Origin of the sequence: Chitinivorax tropicus, assembly GCF_014202905.1 — a bacterium.
Taxonomy (GTDB): Bacteria; Pseudomonadota; Gammaproteobacteria; order Burkholderiales; family SCOH01; genus Chitinivorax; species Chitinivorax tropicus.
Map to the genome: position 1 here is coordinate 39,333 of NZ_JACHHY010000013.1, position 19,574 is coordinate 58,906.

The window sequence follows — 19,574 nt, forward strand, 5'->3', positions numbered from 1 at the left end:
GCTGTATCAGGATCGATGCTACCCAAAAAAAGCATAGGCCACGCCGACCGCAGCCACAAAGCTCGCCAAGTCGGCAATCAGCCCGCATGCCAGTGCATGACGGGCACGCCGGATGCCTACCGAGCCGAAGTAGACGGCCAAGACATAAAATGTCGTCTCGCTGGAGCCCTGTAGAATCGACACCAGCCGCCCGGCAAATGAATCGGCACCCTGTACTTTGAGCGTATCCAGCATCATGGCCCTTGCGCCGCTGCCAGACAAGGTTTTCATGAGCCCTGTCGGCAAGGCATCGACCCAGCGAGTATCGAGACCGGACATTGCAACCATATGGCGAATGCCATTGATCAACAGATCCAGTGCGCCACTTGCTCGAAACAGCGCAATGGCGAACAACATGGCGACCAGATAGGGAATGATCCGGACAGCGGTTGCAAAGCCGTCCTTGGCGCCCTCGACAAATGTCTCGTAGACATTGACCCCCTTGAGCCAGGCCCCACCGACAAAGGCCACCACGATCGCCATCAGCGCAGCATTGCTCAACAGTAATGTTTGTTGCTGCATGTCGGCAGCCGACAGACGTAACAACCAAGTTGCAAGCGTGGCAAGCAGGGCGCTCCAACCGCCCAGCCATAGCAGCAATACCGGGTCGAATAGGCGAATGCGCTGGATCAAACCGGTGACGATGATGCCGGCCAGGGTGCCACAGAACGAGGCGATCAGCAGCGGAACAAAGACATCAGCCGGATTGGCTGCGCCCATCTGGGCACGATAGGCCATGATGGTCACCGGGAACAGGGTCACTGATGCAGTATTGATCACCAGAAACATGATCTGCGCATTGCTGGCCGTGTCTTGGCTGGGGTTCAGAGTCTGTAATTCCTGCATGGCCTTGAGCCCGAGCGGGGTGGCTGCATTGTCGAGGCCTAGCATGTTGGCGGCCATATTCATGGTGATACTGCCCAGTGCGGGGTGACCAGCCGGTACTTCGGGCAGTAGCCGCCGGAACAACGGTGCCAGACCGCGGGCCAGTTTCTCGATGAAGCCTGCTTGTTCCCCAATCTTCAATAAGCCGAGCCATAGCGTCATGACCCCGGTCAGGCCCAGTGCAATCTCGAATCCGTTCTTGGCGGAATCGAACATGGCCTTGGTCAATTGGCCGAATATATCAGTGTGGCCGAGTAGGAATGCCTGCACGCAGGCGGCCATGAATGCCAGCACGATGAAGCTGGCCCAGAGGATATTCAACATAGTGTGGTGGTGATCAGTTCAGGTACATGGGTTGAGCGGAAGGTGGCAAGCAGGCTTGCCCGATGGTGCTGGTGTATAACTGCTCCGCAGTGGGTAAAACCATGTCAGCAGCGCCCAGGCTGTGATCGGACAGCCGCTCACTCAAAGGGTTCGACGCAGGTTCCGCTTTGATGCCGAGGAACCTGCCCACCCACGCTTCAGAATGAAGCCACCGTTCAAGCGTTGACCAATTTTGCTGTGCTGGGCGCGCTGTTCTGCTTAGATGCGAGATGCGCCAGCATCCAGGTCGTGATATCGGCGTAAACAGTCTCCCGATTGATCTCATTCAAGATTTCGTGACGCCCACCGGGGTAGATCCTGCAATCCACATCCTGCATGCCGGCTTTGACATAGCGTTTCCGCAAGGCCTTGCAGCCACGGCCTCCCATGCTGACCGGGTCTCGTCCGCCGGCAATGAATAACACCGGGAGTTGTGTGGGGATGCCCAGTCCTGTTGCTTCTGCGTGCTCCATGAGGGTGATCGCCTCGAACAAATCTCCCCAGAGCCCGCCGGAGCAGTCAAACCCACAAAAGGGGTCTGCGAGATAGGCATCGACCTGCGCTGGGTCGCGTGATAGCCAGTCGAATGCCGTCCGGCTTGGCATGAACTGTAGATTGAAGGCGCCAAAGCTCAATTTGGCCATCAGTTTGCTTGGGGTGCGCAAACCTATGCGCCGAGCATCCCACTTGGCGACGGCACCCGCGAGTTTGGCGACGATGCCATAGTGGATGCCTGTCGAGGAGATGATGGCACCTTGCAGCGTATTGCCGTGCTGGAGCAGGTAGGCTCGTTGAATGAAAGAGCCCATGCTGTGACCAAGCATCATGATCGGGACGCCGGGATGGGCCTGATGGATGTGTTGATTGACTTGATGGAGATCCGCCACCACCTTGGCCCAGCCATCTCGATCCGCATAATGGCCAAAGGCTTCGTCACCCTGCACACTGCGACCATGGCCACGGTGATCATGGGTGCAGACGCCGATGCCATGCCGACTCAGATGACTGGCCAGTGCCTTGTAGCGTAGGCAATGTTCTGCCATGCCATGTGAAATCTGCAATATTCCAACCAATGGGGCGTCGTCTGGCAGCCAACTGATCATGAATATGCTGTGGCCGTCTGGTGCAGCCAGTATTTGTGTCATTTCCCGCACAACCGCTCCATCCCATCTGTGTCCGCCAATCTCGGCCATGCCGGTCGGCGTCTTGTTTAACAACGTTATGTTGCGGTGAAATCGGCGATGTGGCAAGCCATGTTGGTGAATATCACCCGGAAGCTGAATGAATTGCCAAGTGCGGCGAAGCTGACGGGAACCGCATCAAGACTGCGACCGCCCATGAAAAAAGCCACCCATGTCTGAGTGGCTTTTTAGCGGTGCTGACATGAATCAGAACAGATGTTCACCAATCCAGTAGAAGAACGCCGAGATGGCCGCACTGGCGGGAATGGTCAAGATCCAGGCCCAGACGATGCCCCCTGCCACGCCCCACCTGACTGAGGAGAACTTGCGAGCGGCCCCGACACCAACGATGGAGCCGGTGATGGTGTGGGTGGTGGAAACCGGAACCCCAAGCGCGGATGCGAAGAACAACATGATTGCGCCACCAGTTTCAGCACAGAAACCACCCACAGGCTTGAGCTTGGTGATACGCTGGCCCATGGTCTTTACGATACGCCAGCCGCCAAGCATGGTGCCCAGAGCGATGGTGAAATAACAAGCGAAGATCACCCACAGCGGCACCTCATCCTGCGGTGTCGAATACCCTGCAGCGATCAGCAACAGCCAGATGATGCCAATGGTCTTCTGCGCGTCGTTTCCGCCATGACCGAGGCTGTACAGGCCTGCCGATACCAGCTGCAGACGGCGGAACCAGTTATCGACAGCCAGCGGCGTGGATCTGAAGCAGATCCACGAGACAATGATCATCAAAATCGCCCCCAGGAAGAAGCCCAGCACCGGCGAGATGAAGATGAACGCCACGGTTTTACCGATGCCGGCCCAGATCAAGGAGTCCGGTCCGGACTTGGCCAAAGCCGCACCGACCAAGCCCCCGATCAGCGCATGGGACGACGACGATGGGATGCCGAAGTACCAGGTGATGATGTTCCACGCAATGGCCCCGACCAATGCGCCGAATATCACGTACTGATCGACAATGCCAGGGTCGATCGTGCCTTTGCCGATCGTGGTGGCTACCTTGAGGTGGAAAATGAACAAGGCGATGAAATTGAATGCTGCCGCCCAGAGCACCGCGTGTTGGGGTTTCAGTACCCCGGTCGAGACGATGGTGGCGATTGAGTTCGCCGCATCGTGGAAGCCGTTCATGAAGTCGAATGCCAGCGCCAGTATCACCAGCATGACGACTACATTGAGGCTGATTTCCATACCAGTCATGGGTTACCTCAGGCGTTTTCGAGCACGATGGCTTCGAGCGTATTGGCAACGGACATGCAGCGGTCAGTAATGGATTCCAGAAGCTCGTATACCGCTTTCAGCTTGATCAGCTCACGGACATCCTGCTCCTCGCGGAACAGACGGGAAACCGCACCACGCATGATGCGATCCGCGTCGCTTTCCAGCTTATCGATGTCCTTGCAGGTCTTCAGGATGTCCTGTGCGTGTTCGCTCGGCTCATTGATGAGCTTGACAGCGGAGCGCACGCGCTCGATGGCTGACAAACTGATTTCGGCCAGCTGTTTCATCTCTGGTGTCGCCCGGCGGACGTCATACATGGTCAGCGTCTGGGCGATACTGTGGATGACATCGATGATATCGTCCATGGAGCTGATCAGCTGGTGGATCTCGTCGCGGTCGAGTGGGGTGATAAAGCTCTTGTTCAGCAGAATCACGGTATCGTGCGTTAGGGTGTCAGCTTTGAATTCGGCTGATTCGATCGTTTGTACGTGTTCTTCAAGTGCGCGCGCATCGCCACCCAGTAGGTCCATCAGCGCAACCAGTTTCTGTGCGGAGAGGGCGATTTGGTCTGCGTGGGCGTTAAAGAATTCGAAGAATTTGCCTTCTTGGGGCATGAAGCGAGCGAACATGGGCTTCCCTGATCGTTGCGAAAAATATTGTATTTTAACGCGTCACGGGCTGAGAGATAAGTCTAAAGCGTAAAAATGAAAAACGGGGCGATGATCGCCCCGTCATAATGCCTTGACTGTATTGGGTTACAGACCAGCAGCAGCGCGCAGTGCCTCTGCTTTGTCGGTGCGTTCCCAGGAGAAATCAGGCTCTTCCCGACCGAAATGGCCATATGCGGCAGTGCGTGTATACACTGGGCGCAGCAGATCAAGCATCTGTACGATGCCTTTCGGGCGCAGGTCAAAATGTGCCTTGATCAATTCGACGATCTGCTCGTTGCTGAACTTGGAGGTGCCCCAGGTGTCCACCATGATGGAAACAGGCTTGGAGACGCCGATCGCGTAGCTCACCTGCACCAGACACTGCTTGGCGATGCCTGCGGCTACGATGTTCTTGGCTACGTAACGGCCCGCATAGGCAGCAGAGCGGTCAACCTTGGAGGGGTCTTTACCCGAGAATGCACCACCGCCGTGTGGCGCAGCCCCACCGTAGGTATCGACGATGATCTTGCGGCCAGTCAAACCGCAATCGCCCATCGGGCCGCCGATCACAAATCGACCGGTGGGGTTGATCAGGTAACGGGTATTCTTGAGCCATTCTGCGGGAACGACAGGCTTGATGATCTCTTCGATCACGGCCTCGGTCAGCTGCGCGTGGGAGACATCCGGGTGGTGCTGGGTGGAAATGACCACGGTGTCAACTTCCATGACCTTGCCACTGGCCTGATCATAACGGATGGTGACTTGGGATTTCGCATCCGGGCGCAGCCAAGGGAGACGACCATCTTTGCGGAGCTCCGCCTGGCGTTGCATCAGGCGATGTGAATAATAGATCGGTGCGGGCATCAGCTGTGGGGTTTCGTCGCAGGCATAGCCGAACATCAAGCCTTGGTCGCCAGCGCCTTGGTCGAGGTCCAGTCCCCGGCCTTCGTCAACGCCTTGAGCGATGTCAGGTGATTGCTTGTCGTATGCGACCAAGACAGCACATGTTTTGTAGTCGAAACCGATATCGGAATGATCATAGCCGATCCGTTTGACCGTATCGCGTGCGATCTGGATGTAGTCTACGTTCGCGGTCGTGGTGATTTCGCCAGCCAGTACGACCAAGCCGGTGTTGACAAGGGTTTCAGCCGCAACACGTGCATATTTGTCTTCCGCCAGGATGGCATCCAGAATGGCATCGGAAATCTGGTCGGCTACCTTGTCCGGATGGCCTTCTGAAACGGACTCGGACGTAAACAGGAAAGTGTCACTCATAATCGTCGTATCGCTCGCTGTATGAGGTTGCGGGTAAAATGGTTGTTTTCGAGTGTATCACAAGCCGCAATGCTCAACAGTCTTATGCGTACAGCCGCAAGTCTGCCACTGGCTTTCTACCATTTGATCGGTGGTTTGGTCGGGCGGTTGATCTATTTGTTTTCAAAACGTTTTGCCAATACCCTACGCACCAATCTGGCGCGTGGTGGCATGTCGGTGTCACCTTGGAAGGTCGCAGCTGAAACCGGTAAGGGGGCATTTGAATTGCTGATCGCCTGGGGGCGCCCGCCCGCTGGTGTGTCCCGTCTGGTCAAAGGCTGTACTGGCTGGGAGCACGTCGAGCACGCCTTGCAGGCGGGGCAGGGTATTGTGTTCGTCACCCCGCACCTGGGCGGGTTTGATATTGCTGGGCGTTATCTGAGCTCGCGATTGCCCGTGCCATTGACGGCCATGTATCGCCCCCCCAAGCTACAATGGCTGGAGCCGTTGATGAATGCCGGGCGGGTAAGGGGGAATGGTCGTACTGCGCCAGCGACCGCAGCTGGGGTACGTCAATTGTTCAAAACGCTCCGGCAGGGCGAGCCCCTGATCATCTTGCCTGATCAGGCCCCGGCAGAGGGTGGGGGTGTGTGGGCGCCTTTTTTCGGGCGGCCTGCCTACACGATGACATTGTTGGCCAGGCTTGCTCTGTCCACTGATGCCAAGGTGTTGATGTTCTATGGAGAGCGTCTTTCATTTGGCCGGGGTTTCCATGTCCACATCGTGCCGATGGCTGAAGCGTTTTCCGGTGAGGCCGAGCAGGATGCGGCACGCCTGAATCACGCGGTGGAGCAGTTGATTCAACAGTGCCCCAGCCAGTATTTGTGGAGTTATAACCGTTACAAGGTGCCGGCTGGTGTGGCTGCGCCTGATGGAGTGAAGTAGTGATACGTTTCTGGATGGTGTTGTGGCGGGCAGTCAGCTACCTGCCGACACCGTTGATCGGTTTGCTGGGATATGGTCTGGGCTGGTTGTTGTTCTGGGTGGGGCGGCGTACCACCATGCGCAACCTTGAGCTGTGCTTTCCGGGCTGGACGCCCGCTCAGCGCAGCCGGGTGGGTCGCAAGCACTTCATGCGCCTGACCCGTGCCGCGTTGGAGCTGGGCTTGCATGTTTGGCAGCCCAAACAGCGCATGTTGAAGATGGTCAAGCTGGTTGGCTGGGAGCACCTGGAAGGCTGTCTGGGGCAGCCAGTCATCATGCTCAACCCCCACTTCGTGGGCCTGAACAACGGCTCGGCGGCCATTGGTGAGCGGCTGGCAGAGTCCATGACCTTATATAGCCGCAATAAAAACCCGGTAGTGGAAGACTTTCTCTTCCAGGCCCGACATCGCTTTGGTGCGCCCATGCTGTTTGCGAGGCAGGATGGTCTGCGATCCATCGTGAAACGGCTGAAACAGGGGGTGCCCTTCTTCTACCTGCCAGACATGGATTTCAACACCAAGGATGCTGTTTTCGTGCCTTTTTTCGGGGTGCCTGCGTCAACATTGACCATGCCCAGCCGCCTTGCTTCGATGGCGCATGCCAAGGTGGTGCCAGTGGTGACCCGCCAGTTATCGGTCTGGAAGGGGTATGAAGTGGTGTTTTACCCGCCATGGTCACATTTCCCAAGCGATGATCCGGTGGCGGATACCCTGGTCATCAATCGGTGGCTGGAGGAGCGTGTGTTGGAGATGCCTGATCAATACTATTGGGTACACAAACGATTCGGCACCCGCCCGGCGGGGGAAAAGAATTTATACAAATGAATGATCAAGCACATTATCTGGCCTATTTGCAAGGTATTCACCAACAATTGGGTATCCCTGCGGATTATGCCGCACGTTTTCGATTGCCCGTGCAGTTCGAGGCCACCCGGCTGACGCCGGTCGGGCTGGATAAATTTGACCGGGACGCCTTCCTGGATGAACAGACGGCTGCCGCCTGGCGACAGATGCAGTCCGCAGCCGATGAGGCGGGCGTGTGCTTGGAGCTGGTGTCCGGTTTTCGCAGTGTGGCTTATCAACAGGGTCTCATTGTCCGTAAGCTGGCCAAGGGGCTGTCGATGGAGGCCATCCTGGCGGCCAGCGCCGCGCCGGGCTACAGTGAACACCACACGGGGCGGGCATTGGATCTGGCCACGCCAGGGGCGGATGTGTTGGAGGAAAGCTTCGAGCTGACGCCGGCCTTTGCGTGGTTGCAGCAGCATGCAGCCCGATTTGGATTCGTGATGAGCTTCCCGCGTGAGAACCCACACGGTATTTTGTATGAGCCGTGGCATTGGGCGTGGCAACCTGCGCAGGAACCGCATTCATGAGGTTGGCGTTAGGTCTGTTGTGGCTGTTCCAGTGGTTGCCGTTAGCCGTACAAGCCAAGGTTGGGAATGGGTTGGGGAGCTTGGCCTATCTCCTGGCCAGGAGCCGGGTCAGGGTGGCGCGTGTCAATCTGCAGCTGTGTTTTCCTGACTGGTCTGAGGCAGAGCGGGAGCGCCTGATCAAGCAGCATCTGCAGAGCTTCATGCGGGGTGCATTGGAGCATGCTTTGCTGTGGTGGGCACCGGAATCGCGACTGCGGCGGCTGATGCGGGTGGAAGGTTGGGAGGAGCTGGAGCGTCATCAGGGGCAACCGGTCATCCTGTTCGCGCCCCATTTCATGGGCTTGGACCATGGTGGCATCCGGGTGGCGATGGATGCAAAAGTCTGTTCGATGTATGCCCAGCAGAAAAATCCGGCGGTCACGGACCTATTGTTGAAGGCCCGTAAGCGTTTCGGTAACGCTGTACTATTGTCGAGGCAGGATGGTATCCGTGGCTTGGTCAGGGCGGTCAAACGTGACAAACTGCCTCTGTATTACCTGCCGGATCAGGATTTCGGGCGGGACGATGCCGTATTCGTCCCCTTTTTTGGTACGCCAGCGGCCACCATTACCGGGTTGTCACGTATCGCACGGCTGACTGGCGCGGTGGTCATCCCTGTGGTGACGCGGCAATGCCCTGGTGGAGAGGGCTATGTCACCCGGTTCTACCCGCCGCTGGCGGGCTTTCCGAGTGAGGATGTCACGCGCGACACACAACGAATGAACGAATTCATCGAGGCACGGGTTCGGGAGATGCCAGCACAGTATTTCTGGACGCATAAACGGTTCAAAACCCGGCCAGACGGCGAAGCCTCTTTTTACTGAGTCTGTATGATGTTTACCAATCCAGATGATGCAGTATTGAAATCCTGCTTGCTGAATAGTCAGCGAATCGCCGTGGTGGGGCTGTCACCCAATCCGGCACGGCCCAGTCACGAGGTGTCGTCACATATGCTCGCGTTCGGGTATGACATCGTACCGGTGCGCCCAGCGGTCGCGTCGGTATTGGGCCAGGCTGCCTACCCCAGTCTCCAGGCTGTTCCTGGGCGCATCGATCTGGTCAATGTGTTCCGCCAGGCAGCTGAGGTGGATGCAATTGTCGATGACTGCATCGCCATGCGCATCCCTGCAATCTGGATTCAGCAAGGTATCATCAACGAGCCCGCCGCCAAGCGGGCGCAACAGGCGGGCATGTTGGTCGTGATGGGTCGTTGTATCTATGTGGATTACCTACGTTTGATCGGGAGAAGCTGAAGCAAGATGATTCGACATATTGTGATGTGGCGCTTGAAGGATCAGGCAGAAGGTGCAGACCGGGCGAGCAATGCCAAGCAGGTGAAGGCACTGCTGGAAAGCTTACGTGGTCGGATTCCCGGTATGCTGCACCTGGAAGTGGGCGTGGATTTTTCCGGCACCGCCCAATCGGCAGATCTGGTGCTGGTGACGGATTTTGAGAGCCGGGCCGCGCTGGATGCCTATCAACACCATCCTGCCCATGTCGCGATGAAGGATTTCATCGGTGCGGTTCGCGAGGTAAGAATGATGGTCGATTATGAAGTGTGAGGAGCAGATGACCGCAACATTGCGATTCACCAAAATGCACGGCTTGGGCAATGATTTCATGGTGGTCGATGGTGTGCGCCAGCCGTTCAAGTTCTCAGGCGAACAGATTGGCAGATGGGGAGATCGCCGTTTTGGCATTGGGTTTGATCAGCTGCTGCTGGTCGAGCCATCGCCGCAGCCAGATGCCGATTTCCGCTATCGGATCTTCAATTGTGACGGCTCTGAGGTAGAACAATGTGGTAATGGCGCACGGTGTTTTGCCCGGTTCGTCCATGACCAGGGCTTGACTGATAAGACCGAGATCCGCGTCGTGACGGCGAAAGGGGTCATTGTGCCACGGCTTGAGCCGGATGGCGCCGTGACCGTCAACATGGGTGTGCCACGGTTCGAGCCTGATGACATTCCCTTTGTGGCAGAGCGCGAGGCTGTCATCCATTCGCTGGAGGTGGCGGGCGAGCGTTATGACATCACTGTCGTATCGATGGGCAACCCCCATGCGGTGCAGGTGGTGGCGGATGTGGACGCTTTCCCGGTTGCCGATCTGGGGCCGCAGATCGAGCAGCATCCGCGCTTCCCGCGCAAAGTCAATGCAGGGTTCATGCAGATTGTGGCGCGTGACCAGATCCGTCTACGCGTGTTCGAGCGGGCAGCAGGAGAAACACTGGCCTGCGGCACGGGGGCCTGTGCGGCGGTGGTGGCGGGGATTCGTCGGGGCTTGCTGGGTGCGTCCGTCCTGGTTCACACTCGGGGCGGCGATCTGACGATCCGCTGGGAAGGCGAGGGGCAACCGGTCTGGATGACTGGGCCTGCTGTCACGGTGTATGAGGGTGAAATCACACTATGAGCGTCGATAAAATGGTAGAGCAGACCATGGAAGCCAATTCCGTCGTGGAATACTTGAAGTCCCACCCGGCGTTTTTCGAGATCTATGCAGACGTGTTGGCGGACATCTTCATTCCCCACCCTCACGGCGGGCACGCCATCTCCATCACTGAGCGGCAGATGTTGACCCTGCGGGAAAAGGCGCGGACGCTGGAATCCAAATTGGGGGAGTTCTTGCAGTTTGCTGAAGAAAACGACGCGATCAGCGAGAAAGTGCATCGTCTGGCGCTGAGCCTTCTTTCCACCAGTGGTTGCGCCGATGCCCTGCATCGATTCACCTACCATCTGCTCGAAGACTTCGCTGTACCGCATGTCGCTATCCGCTATTGGGGCTTCGCGCCGGGCGAGGGGCCTGATCCGGCGCTCGGAGAGGTGTCCGATACCCTGAAAGCCTTGGCGGACAATCTGGCCGAACCCTATTGCGGGCCGCATGTCTCTGACGAAGCCCTGACTTGGTTTGGCGAGGCGGCGTCCCGTCTGCGCAGCTTTGCGCAGGTCCGCTTGCATGGTGGACATACCACGGGGCTGCTGGTGCTGGCCAGCGAAGACCCACAACGTTTCTACCCGGAAATGGGCACACTCTACCTCAAGCGCATTGGCGAGTTGCTGACAGCGGCACTGACACGGGCGCAGCTCCATGCAACCACCGACTGAGGCTCCGGCACCGGTTCAGACCGTCAGGTTTCGCCCTTTGCCAGAGGGCTCGGTAGCGCAAGTCGAGGCCTACCTTACCTGGGTGCGTGATGAGCGGGCGATGAGTGAACATACTGTCGTGGCATACCAGCATGATATGTCCCGCCTGCTGGCGCTGGCGGGAGAAGAGGCGCTGCTGGCGCTGACCGCACAACAGTTCAGGCGCTTTGTCGGTAAGCTGCATCATGATGGCTTGTCTGGCCGATCATTGGCCAGGGTGCTATCTGCCTGGCGCGGGTTTTATGACTTTCTGGCCAAACGGTATGGTACGGAGGTCAATCCGGTGATCGGTCTGCGTCCCCCCAAGCCCAAGAAGCGCCTGCCACATGTGCTTTCGCCGGACGAAGCCGCCAAGCTGGTGTCGATTGCCCCTGAAGATGTGCTGGCCATCCGCGACAAGGCCATATATGAGCTGTTTTACTCGTCAGGGTTACGCTTGTCTGAGCTGGTCAATCTGCCTGTGACCGCATTGAAGGATAGTGGTGAGGTCAAGGTGTTGGGGAAGGGACGTAAAGAGCGCGTCGTGCCAGTCGGCAAGCTGGCCCAGGCAGCAATTGAGCAATGGTTGCCGCACCGTATCGGGCTGGCAGCCCCCGACGAGCAGGCCTTGTTCGTGGGCCAGACTGGGCGGGCATTGACCCCGAGAGCTGTCCAGAAGCGCTTGGTGGAATGGGGAATCAAACAAGGGTTGAGTGATCGCGTCCACCCCCATGCATTGCGGCATTCCATGGCAACCCATCTATTGCAATCATCACAAGACCTGCGTGCCGTGCAGGAGATGCTGGGGCATGCCAGCATTGCTACTACCCAGATATACACCCACCTCGATTATCAGCATCTGCAGAAGATCTACGATGCTGCACACCCACGGGCCAAGCGCCAATCAGAAGATTAAACCCAGCTGATGCGATTTCATCAGCGCGTTGGGTTGTCTTCATATTGGCAATGCGGCGCCCGCTCAGCTGCTTTCAGACGGTCTCTCTACTTGCACCGGGCGGGGGCGGCGGCCTGATCACCCGTGGCGGTTGGATTGTCTTGCCATATGTGTTGTGCAGATGTTTTTGCATATATTAAAGCGATTACTTTAAATCGGGGATGCTCCTTTCTGCTGTCTCAATCAGTTCCACTGAAAAAGTAACGGATATCGGATTTAAAAAGGTATGACTATCCCCTGACCTGAAAGGACTCTGCGTGCACCCGGATGCTGATCCAGCAGCCATGAATGGCCCTGCTGATCCTTGTGCCATGTCAGGAATGTGGTGAATGATCAGAAATCGTGAATGAAAAGAATAGTTATACAAATCAATATATAACGGCTCTGCCAAACAGCTTGCCGTTTGTCGGTCGATTAATGGATTTCAGACGGTTCCATTCCGGCCAGCCGTTGTGATCAATGGGCGAATGATTAGACTGGCTACCACAACTTACATGTTGGTTTCATAAGTGTTCGGAGGTGGAAAAATGTTTATTCGTCAGTTGGTTACGGCATTGTCTATCGGTTGGCTTGCAGCAGTGGCGCATGCCGAGGTGGGGGTTACGAATGACGCGATTGTGCTTGGCCAATCTGCCGCGCTGAGTGGTCCCGCCAGATTTCTGGGTGAAGAAATGCGAGATGGGGCCTTGGCCTATTTCGCACAGATCAATGAGCAAGGAGGGGTCAATGGCCGCAAGATCCAGCTGGTGTCGTTGGATGATGGCTATGAGCCTGATCGTGCGATGGAAAACACCAAGGTACTGATTGAAAAGCATAAGGTATTCGCCCTGTTCGGCTATGTGGGCACGCCGACCAGTAACGCCGCCATGCCGCTCTTCACCGCTGCCAAGGTGCCGTTCTATGCGCCATTCACCGGCGCTGATTCGCTGCGCACGCCGCACAACCGCTACATATTCAATGTGCGAGCCAGCTACGCGGATGAAGCGGAGAAGATCATCCGCCATGCAACCAACCTGCACCTGAGCCGTATCGCGGTGTTCTATCAGAATGATGCCTATGGCAAGGCAGGTTTGGCTGGGGTTGAGCAAGCCATGCAAAAGCGCGGTATGACGATCACCACCACCGCCACGGTGGAGCGCAATAGCACCGAGGTTGAGAGCGCGGTGAAAAAGCTGGCGGAGGCCAAGCCAGATGCCGTCGTGATGGTAAGCACCTATAAATCATCGGCGGCCTTCATCAAGCGAGCGCAACAGGCAGGGGTTGCTTCACAGTTCTACAATGTATCTTTTGTCGGCAGCCGACCTTTGGCTGAAGAATTGGGCGAGCAGGCTGCTGGCGTAGTGGTCAGCCAGGTGGTGCCGTCGCCCTTTGATCAAAGCCAAGCCGTGGTGCGCGAGTACCGGAAGTCAATGGCCAAATATCAACCCAAGTCGATGATCTCGTTTACCAGCATGGAGGGCTTCATCGCCGCCAAAAGCATGGTGGAAGGGTTGAAAAGGGCGGGCGAATCACTGACGCGTGAGCGCCTGATCGCAGCGCTGGAGCAGGGCGAGCCGGTGCATGCGGGTGAATTCAAGGTAGCCTTTTCGGCCACCAGTCATAGCCCTTCCAGATTTGTCGATCTCACCGTGATGCAGCGAGACGGCACCTTCCGTAATTGAGTGGCGATGCCATGCATATTGAGATGTTGAAGAAGGCACCCGTAAAGAGGCCGGTGCCTTCTATCTATATTGTACGTCCAGCCCTGTCACCAAGCCTTCATTCAGCCAGGTCTTCAAATACTGTGCAGCATACAGTGGGGCATCGTCCTCGCTGACAAAGGCGCACAGCTCCTGACACAGATCGCCGAAATTCAAGCCACGCCGGGCGTTGTCCAGCGCATCGGCTTCCGCCGGCACCAATGACCGGAAGTAGGTGGTGATGTCCTGCCGCCAGATCAGCCAGGGCGTGGCCTTGGCCTGTTCTGCCAACGCCGGTGGGTCGGACTCCGCGACCATGGCTTTCCAGATCGGGGGAATGTTGTAATGCAGGTCGAGGCGACGGACAGACGGGTGGAAGCGGAGGTGGAGATTGGCCCAGTCATCCACTGGGATGTTGGCCATTTCGTTTGGCCCCATCGGAGTGGCATTGGCTGCATCAAACGCCTCGGTCATTGCCCATTCCCATTGCGCAAGCTCGATCAGCTTGGGTTGATTGGCATAGGGGGATGTGTCACCCAGGAAATCAGCCAGCTGCTCGCCAAACCATCGAATCGAAAAGTGGCTGGGTGGGTAGCATGCCAGGTAATCGATAGCCATCTGCTCAAAGGCATCGTCGCCCACCAGTTGATGCATGACCGGGAAATTGGCATCCAGCGCCTCGATCAGCCGGGCGCGATAGGCATAGGCGTAGACATGTAATCTGGCAGCGACATCAAATTGGGCCGTGCCCACCACGCAATCCGCAAATTGATTGGGTTGGCCACGTAGAAAGTCGTAAAAGTGTTGTTGCAGTTGTATCAGCTTCATACCGCGACCTGCTCCAGTACGTCACCCGCAATCTGTCGGGCCTGCTCAAGCTCACCCAGCAGCGTTGCCAGCGGCGGAATATCATCATCCCGCTCGATCATGGTGGAAACAGCGCCAAGCCGTTGAATCGTGTCCCGATACAGCGCCCAGACAGGGTCTGGCACCGGGTGGTCGTGGGTGTCCACCAGATAGTGCCCCTCATTGGTATGCCCTGCCAGGTGGATCTGCTGTACCCGGTCAGCGGGAACCCCATGTAGAAAGGCCTGAGGATCAAAGCCGTGATTGACGCTGCTGACATAGATGTTGTTGACATCCAGCAGGATCAGACAGTCTGCCCGGTTGGCGATTTCAGCCAGAAAGGTCCACTCCGGCATCTGAGAGGCCTGGTAGCTGACGTAGCTGGAGACATTCTCCAGCAAAATCTGCCGGCCCAGAAAATCCTGTACTTGCATCACCCGGGTGGCAACATGGCGGATGGCCTCTTCGGTATAGGGCAAGGGTAGCAGGTCGTGGGCGTTGTGCCCCCCGATGCCCGTCCAGCAAAGATGGTCGGATACCCAGGCGGGCTCGACCCGTGCAATGAGCTGCTTGAGCGCATGCAGGTAGGTCATGTCGAGCGGATCACTGGCGCCGACCGACAAGCTGACCCCATGCATCACCATTGGATAGTGCTCACGGATACGGTCAAGGAAATGAAGCGGTTTTCCACCTGGCACCAGATAGTTTTCCGAGATGATCTCAAACCAGTCGATTGCAGGTCGCTGGTCGAGGATCTCAGTGTAGTGGTCGGTACGTAGGCCCAGACCAAAGCCCAGATAAGGTAGAACAGCCATAGCGTAGCTTTCACAACGAGAGAGAATGCGGAATCTGAGAGGTTGATACCCTGTCACCCGGTCGAGTCGCACGCCTACCACGATCCCGTACCGCCTGGGCGCCAGATCAACAGCACCTTGCAGATTGCAGAAGGGCTGGTGATGCACCAGCCCTTACTGAAGGCGTTATTACTTCGCTACCTTGCCTTTTTTGGCCTTGCACTCTTTTTCGGTCACTTCCAACCAGCCATGGCCCTTGCAGGTGTTCTGGCCTTTGCATTCGTTGCTGGCTGTTTTGCAGGCGCTGGTACCCTTGCAGGTATTGATGCCTTCGCATTTCACCTTGGCAGCTTCCGCTGCGTGGGCGGTTGTGGCAACGCCGACTGTTGAAAAGAGTGCCGCCGCAGCAGAGGCCAGTGCCAGCCCAGTCAGTTTTTTCTTGTCCATCATGGTTCTCCTTTAGATTTCACATATCACAACACGAAAAACGTGAAACAACGCATTAAATGCGCCGTTTCGACGCCTTGTGGGTATCACGAATACCCACAAAGTCGAGTGGATGCGGACACTGGCGGTAGCGAGGGGGACGAAGACCGCGAGCAGCAAGGTGCGCCATCGATGGCAATCCCTGTGCTCACGGCACCTCATCGATTGTTGATTACTTCTGCGCACCCTTCAGCGTCGCCTGTGCCGCTTCACATTCTTGCTTGCTGGTTTCAACCCAGCCTTGTCCTTTGCATGAATTCAACCCCTTGCAATCGTTTTTTGCAGTCTTGCAGGCGCTTTGGCCTTTGCAACCATTGACGCCCTCGCATTTGACTTTGGCTTCATCAGCAGCATGTGCACCAGGTACGGCAATGGCACCAAACATCAGAGCGGCAGCAGAGGCGAGTGCAACACGGGTAGCTTTGACTTTCATGGTTTACTCCTTTGTTTTCGATTGGCTTAGAAATCAGCGGCTTTGCTGAAATCGCAATCTACCGTAGCACTCATCTCATTTTTGTTGCAACCACATGATTTAATGTGGATTTTTATTTTTCTGCCATGGCCGCAAAGTGATGTCTTGATAGAATGTTTTTCATTGCTATTCAAGGGGTTGAGTTTTCATTTATACAATCGCCTGTGCGCACAGGCGAATGCAATCAACTTGCCTGATCGTGCGCTAATTTCATGGGCAGATCGTCTTGGTCTGCACGTTGGTCGGTTCATCTTCAAGTTTCTTACTGGGATGCTGAAGAAAAATACGTCATGGTGAGCAGGTCAGAAGGAGACGGGGATGTTAAAAAAGCATGTAGCAGATGCCGCAGAAAATCATTTCTTATAGGTATAATTTCCCCTTTCGCGATTAGCAAGGAAGCGCCAAACATGCAAGAACAGTACAACCCATCGCAGGTTGAGCAGGCTGCGCAGGAAAGCTGGAACCGGAACAGGGTGTTCAATGTTGCTGAAGACACCACCAAACCCAAGTATTACTGCCTGTCGATGTTCCCTTACCCATCTGGCAAGTTGCACATGGGTCATGTCCGCAACTACACGATTGGCGACGTGCTATCGCGCTTTCATCAGATGAACGGCTATAACGTCCTGCAGCCGATGGGCTGGGACGCCTTCGGTATGCCGGCAGAGAATGCAGCCCTGAAATCAGGCCGGGCGCCAGCAGAGTGGACTTACGCCAACATCGAGTACATGAAAGGACAATTGAAAAGCCTTGGCCTGGCCATTGACTGGGAGCGTGAGGTCACAACTTGCAAGCCTGATTATTACCAGTGGGAGCAATGGCTGTTCACCCGCTTGTTTGAAAAAGGCGTGATCTACAAAAAAGCCGGTATCGTGAACTGGGACCCGGTTGATCAAACCGTGCTGGCCAATGAGCAGGTGATTGATGGCCGTGGCTGGCGCTCTGGCGCACTGGTCGAAAAGCGCGAGATCCCGATGTATTACTTCAAGATCACCGCATATGCCGACGAATTGTTGCGTGATCTGGATAAATTGACTGGCTGGCCTGAGCAGGTCAAGACCATGCAGCGCAACTGGATCGGCAAGAGCTACGGCGCGGAAATCGTATTTGATTACGATGTCTCATCGGTGGGCGAGGCCGGCCAGCTCAAGGTCTACACCACCCGCCCGGATACCCTGATGGGTGCCACCTATGTGGCAGTGGCAGCGGAACACCCATTGGCCTCCCGTGCTGCTACGGGCAACCCAGCTTTGGCCGCTTTCATTGCAGAGTGCAAATCAGGCTCGGTCGCGGAAGCCGACGTGGCCACCATGGAGAAGAAGGGCATGCCGACCGGTCAGTCCGTGGTGCACCCTTTGACGGGTGACCTGCTGCCGGTGTGGGTCGCCAACTATGTACTGTGGGGTTATGGCGAAGGCGCAGTCATGGCGGTGCCCGCGCACGACGAGCGTGATTTTGAATTCGCCAACAAATATCAATTGCCGATCCGACAGGTTTACCAGTTGGTCAGTGCCGACAGCACTTTTGATGCCACCCAGTGGCAGGAATGGTATACCGCCAAGGATGATTCGATCACCACCATCCCGAGCGGCAAGTATGATGGCCTGGGTTTCCAGGCTGCATTCGACGCTATTGTCGGTGACCTGGAGGCCAATGGCCATGGCACCAAGCGCACGCAGTTCCGCCTGCGTGATTGGGGCATCTCCCGCCAGCGATACTGGGGCTGCCCGATCCCCATCGTCCACTGTGAATGCTGTGGCGATGTGCCAGTGCCTGCAGACCAATTGCCGGTCCGGTTGCCTGAGAATGTCGTGCCCGATGGCCGTGGCAACCCATTGGCCAGAATGCCGGAATTCTACGAAACCAGCTGTCCTAAGTGTGGCCAACCCGCCAAGCGCGAAACCGACACCATGGATACTTTTGTGGAGTCGAGCTGGTATTACGCACGTTATGCCTCACCACAGTTCAACGGCGGCATGGTGGACAAGTCTGCCGCCAATTACTGGCTGCCGGTCGATCAGTACATCGGTGGCATCGAGCATGCAATCCTGCACCTGTTATATGCACGCTTCTTCCACAAGCTGATGCGGGACGAGGGCTTGGTGTCAAACGACGAGCCATTTGCCAATCTGTTGACGCAAGGCATGGTGGTGGCGGAAACCTTCTATCGCGACCTGCCAGATGGCAAGAAAGACTGGATCAACCCGGCTGATGTCGAGCTGGAGCGGGATGGCAAGGGCAAGATCATCAAGGCGATCCTGAAAAGCGATGGCCAGCAGGTGGTGATCGGTGGCACCGAGAAAATGTCCAAATCCAAAAACAATGGTGTCGATCCGCAAGAGCTGATCGACCGCTATGGTGCCGACACCGCACGCTTGTTCATGATGTTTGCCTCGCCACCCGAGCAAAGCCTGGAGTGGTCTGATGCTGGCGTGGAAGGCGCACATCGCTTCCTGAAGCGGTTATGGAAGACGGTCTTTGACCATGTCAGCCAGGGCGTGGTTACGAAGTATGTGGCGGGCGAGTTGACCGAGGCCCAAAAAGCACTGCGTTTCCAGTTGCATAAACTGGGGGTCGAAAAGATCACCGTGGATTACGGCCAGCGTAAACAATTCAACACAGCCATTGCTGCTGTGATGGAGCTGTTGAATCTGTACACCAAGACCGACCTGTCAGGCGCGGTAGGGCGTGCTGTCGCGCAGGAGGTCTTGGAAAATGCGGTGTTGCTGCTGTCGCCAATCGTGCCGCACGTGTGCGAGGCGCTATGGGCCGAGCTGCGCCCGGGTACCCAGCTGTTGGATCAGTCTTGGCCAGCTGTCGATCAAGCCGCGTTGGTGCAGACTGAGATCGATATGGTGATCCAGGTCAATGGCAAGCTGCGCGGCAGCATCCGTGTCGGCAAGGATGCCGATAAAGCCACCATTGAAGCGGCAGCCTTGGTTGATGAAAACGTGAAGAAATGGGTCGAAGGCCAAGCCATCAAGAAAGTGGTGGTGGTGCCTGGGCGGTTGATCAATATCGTGCTGTAACTGCCGAGCGGGTTGGAGAGCTGTCAACCCAAGGCATGCCACAACAGGGAGCAGGCGGTGGCCTGCTCCGCTTCCAATGGCGGTGACCTGTGTCACTGCACACAATCCCAATAGGGCCAAAGCAGACATGAAATTCAAGTATGGGATGCCGCTCCTGGCGGCGATCGTGCTCAGCGGCTGCGGTTTCCACTTGC

20 protein-coding genes are annotated in these 19,574 nt (G+C 56.7%); 11 read left to right on the forward strand and 9 right to left on the reverse strand.

The annotated features are described in order from the left end of the window. Positions 1-18: 18 nt before the first annotated feature. The 5 genes from HNQ59_RS11210 to metK form a co-directional block, all read right to left on the reverse strand. On the reverse strand, positions 19-1,248 hold the full coding sequence (locus HNQ59_RS11210) for a nucleoside recognition domain-containing protein (RefSeq protein ID WP_184039136.1): 1,230 nt from the start codon (positions 1,246-1,248) through the stop codon (positions 19-21). A gap of 215 nt (positions 1,249-1,463) precedes the next feature. Continuing rightward, positions 1,464-2,390: an alpha/beta hydrolase gene (locus tag HNQ59_RS11215; protein ID WP_184039139.1), complete on the reverse strand. Its 927-nt coding sequence runs from the start codon at positions 2,388-2,390 to the stop codon at positions 1,464-1,466. 285 nt (positions 2,391-2,675) lie between these two features. Then, the gene (locus HNQ59_RS11220) at positions 2,676-3,683 is read right to left on the reverse strand and encodes an inorganic phosphate transporter (protein WP_184039142.1); all 1,008 of its coding nucleotides are present in this window, start codon (positions 3,681-3,683) and stop codon (positions 2,676-2,678) included. Positions 3,684-3,691: 8 nt separating this feature from the next. Then, entirely contained in the window at positions 3,692-4,333 is a 642-nt protein-coding gene (locus tag HNQ59_RS11225) for a DUF47 domain-containing protein (RefSeq protein ID WP_184039145.1), read from the reverse strand. Positions 4,334-4,459: 126 nt separating this feature from the next. Continuing rightward, entirely contained in the window at positions 4,460-5,629 is a 1,170-nt protein-coding gene (gene metK, locus HNQ59_RS11230; protein ID WP_184039148.1) for a methionine adenosyltransferase, read from the reverse strand. A gap of 69 nt (positions 5,630-5,698) precedes the next feature. Between metK and HNQ59_RS11235 the strand changes: the two genes are divergently transcribed. From HNQ59_RS11235 to HNQ59_RS11280, 10 genes are all read left to right on the forward strand, one after another. Next, entirely contained in the window at positions 5,699-6,553 is an 855-nt protein-coding gene (locus HNQ59_RS11235) for a lysophospholipid acyltransferase family protein (RefSeq protein WP_184039151.1), read from the forward strand. Next, positions 6,553-7,416: a lysophospholipid acyltransferase family protein gene (locus HNQ59_RS11240; RefSeq protein WP_343074247.1), complete on the forward strand. Its 864-nt coding sequence runs from the start codon at positions 6,553-6,555 to the stop codon at positions 7,414-7,416. Before HNQ59_RS11235 ends, HNQ59_RS11240 begins: the two co-directional genes overlap by 1 nt. Continuing rightward, the gene (locus tag HNQ59_RS11245) at positions 7,413-7,964 is read left to right on the forward strand and encodes a M15 family metallopeptidase (protein WP_184039154.1); all 552 of its coding nucleotides are present in this window, start codon (positions 7,413-7,415) and stop codon (positions 7,962-7,964) included. Before HNQ59_RS11240 ends, HNQ59_RS11245 begins: the two co-directional genes overlap by 4 nt. Next, positions 7,961-8,827: an LpxL/LpxP family acyltransferase gene (locus tag HNQ59_RS11250; RefSeq protein ID WP_184039157.1), complete on the forward strand. Its 867-nt coding sequence runs from the start codon at positions 7,961-7,963 to the stop codon at positions 8,825-8,827. Before HNQ59_RS11245 ends, HNQ59_RS11250 begins: the two co-directional genes overlap by 4 nt. Before the next feature lie 6 nt (positions 8,828-8,833). Further along, positions 8,834-9,256 (forward strand): CoA-binding protein, encoded by a 423-nt coding sequence (locus tag HNQ59_RS11255; protein WP_184039160.1) that lies wholly within the window; start codon positions 8,834-8,836, stop codon positions 9,254-9,256. A 6-nt stretch (positions 9,257-9,262) separates the two neighbouring features. After that, entirely contained in the window at positions 9,263-9,565 is a 303-nt protein-coding gene (locus HNQ59_RS11260; protein WP_184039163.1) for a Dabb family protein, read from the forward strand. 7 nt (positions 9,566-9,572) lie between these two features. After that, positions 9,573-10,409 carry a diaminopimelate epimerase gene (dapF, locus tag HNQ59_RS11265; protein WP_184039166.1) on the forward strand — a complete coding sequence of 279 codons (837 nt, stop codon included), beginning with the start codon at positions 9,573-9,575 and terminating at the stop codon, positions 10,407-10,409. Then, positions 10,406-11,101, forward strand: a complete 696-nt coding sequence (locus HNQ59_RS11270) for a DUF484 family protein (protein WP_246490962.1) — start codon at positions 10,406-10,408, stop codon at positions 11,099-11,101. Before dapF ends, HNQ59_RS11270 begins: the two co-directional genes overlap by 4 nt. Further along, positions 11,085-12,035: a tyrosine recombinase XerC gene (gene xerC / locus HNQ59_RS11275; protein ID WP_184039169.1), complete on the forward strand. Its 951-nt coding sequence runs from the start codon at positions 11,085-11,087 to the stop codon at positions 12,033-12,035. The genes HNQ59_RS11270 and xerC overlap by 17 nt, the downstream gene beginning before the upstream one ends. Positions 12,036-12,601: 566 nt before the next feature. Beyond that, entirely contained in the window at positions 12,602-13,735 is a 1,134-nt protein-coding gene (locus HNQ59_RS11280) for an ABC transporter substrate-binding protein (protein ID WP_184039172.1), read from the forward strand. Positions 13,736-13,795: 60 nt separating this feature from the next. On the opposite strand, the gene HNQ59_RS11285 is transcribed toward HNQ59_RS11280, so the two are convergent. The 4 genes from HNQ59_RS11285 to bufA2 (HNQ59_RS11300) all read right to left on the reverse strand — a co-directional run bounded on the left by HNQ59_RS11285 (position 13,796) and on the right by bufA2 (HNQ59_RS11300) (position 16,312). After that, positions 13,796-14,581: an HvfC/BufC N-terminal domain-containing protein gene (locus tag HNQ59_RS11285; RefSeq protein ID WP_184039174.1), complete on the reverse strand. Its 786-nt coding sequence runs from the start codon at positions 14,579-14,581 to the stop codon at positions 13,796-13,798. Then, the gene (gene bufB / locus HNQ59_RS11290) at positions 14,578-15,414 is read right to left on the reverse strand and encodes an MNIO family bufferin maturase (protein WP_184039177.1); all 837 of its coding nucleotides are present in this window, start codon (positions 15,412-15,414) and stop codon (positions 14,578-14,580) included. The genes HNQ59_RS11285 and bufB overlap by 4 nt, the downstream gene beginning before the upstream one ends. A 168-nt stretch (positions 15,415-15,582) precedes the next feature. Further along, positions 15,583-15,840, reverse strand: a complete 258-nt coding sequence (bufA2, locus tag HNQ59_RS11295; protein ID WP_184039367.1) for a BufA2 family periplasmic bufferin-type metallophore — start codon at positions 15,838-15,840, stop codon at positions 15,583-15,585. Positions 15,841-16,051: 211 nt separating this feature from the next. After that, positions 16,052-16,312 (reverse strand): BufA2 family periplasmic bufferin-type metallophore, encoded by a 261-nt coding sequence (bufA2, locus tag HNQ59_RS11300; RefSeq protein ID WP_184039180.1) that lies wholly within the window; start codon positions 16,310-16,312, stop codon positions 16,052-16,054. A gap of 446 nt (positions 16,313-16,758) precedes the next feature. Between bufA2 (HNQ59_RS11300) and leuS the strand changes: the two genes are divergently transcribed. Beyond that, on the forward strand, positions 16,759-19,380 hold the full coding sequence (gene leuS / locus HNQ59_RS11305) for a leucine--tRNA ligase (protein ID WP_184039183.1): 2,622 nt from the start codon (positions 16,759-16,761) through the stop codon (positions 19,378-19,380). The last annotated feature ends 194 nt before the right edge of the window (positions 19,381-19,574 follow it).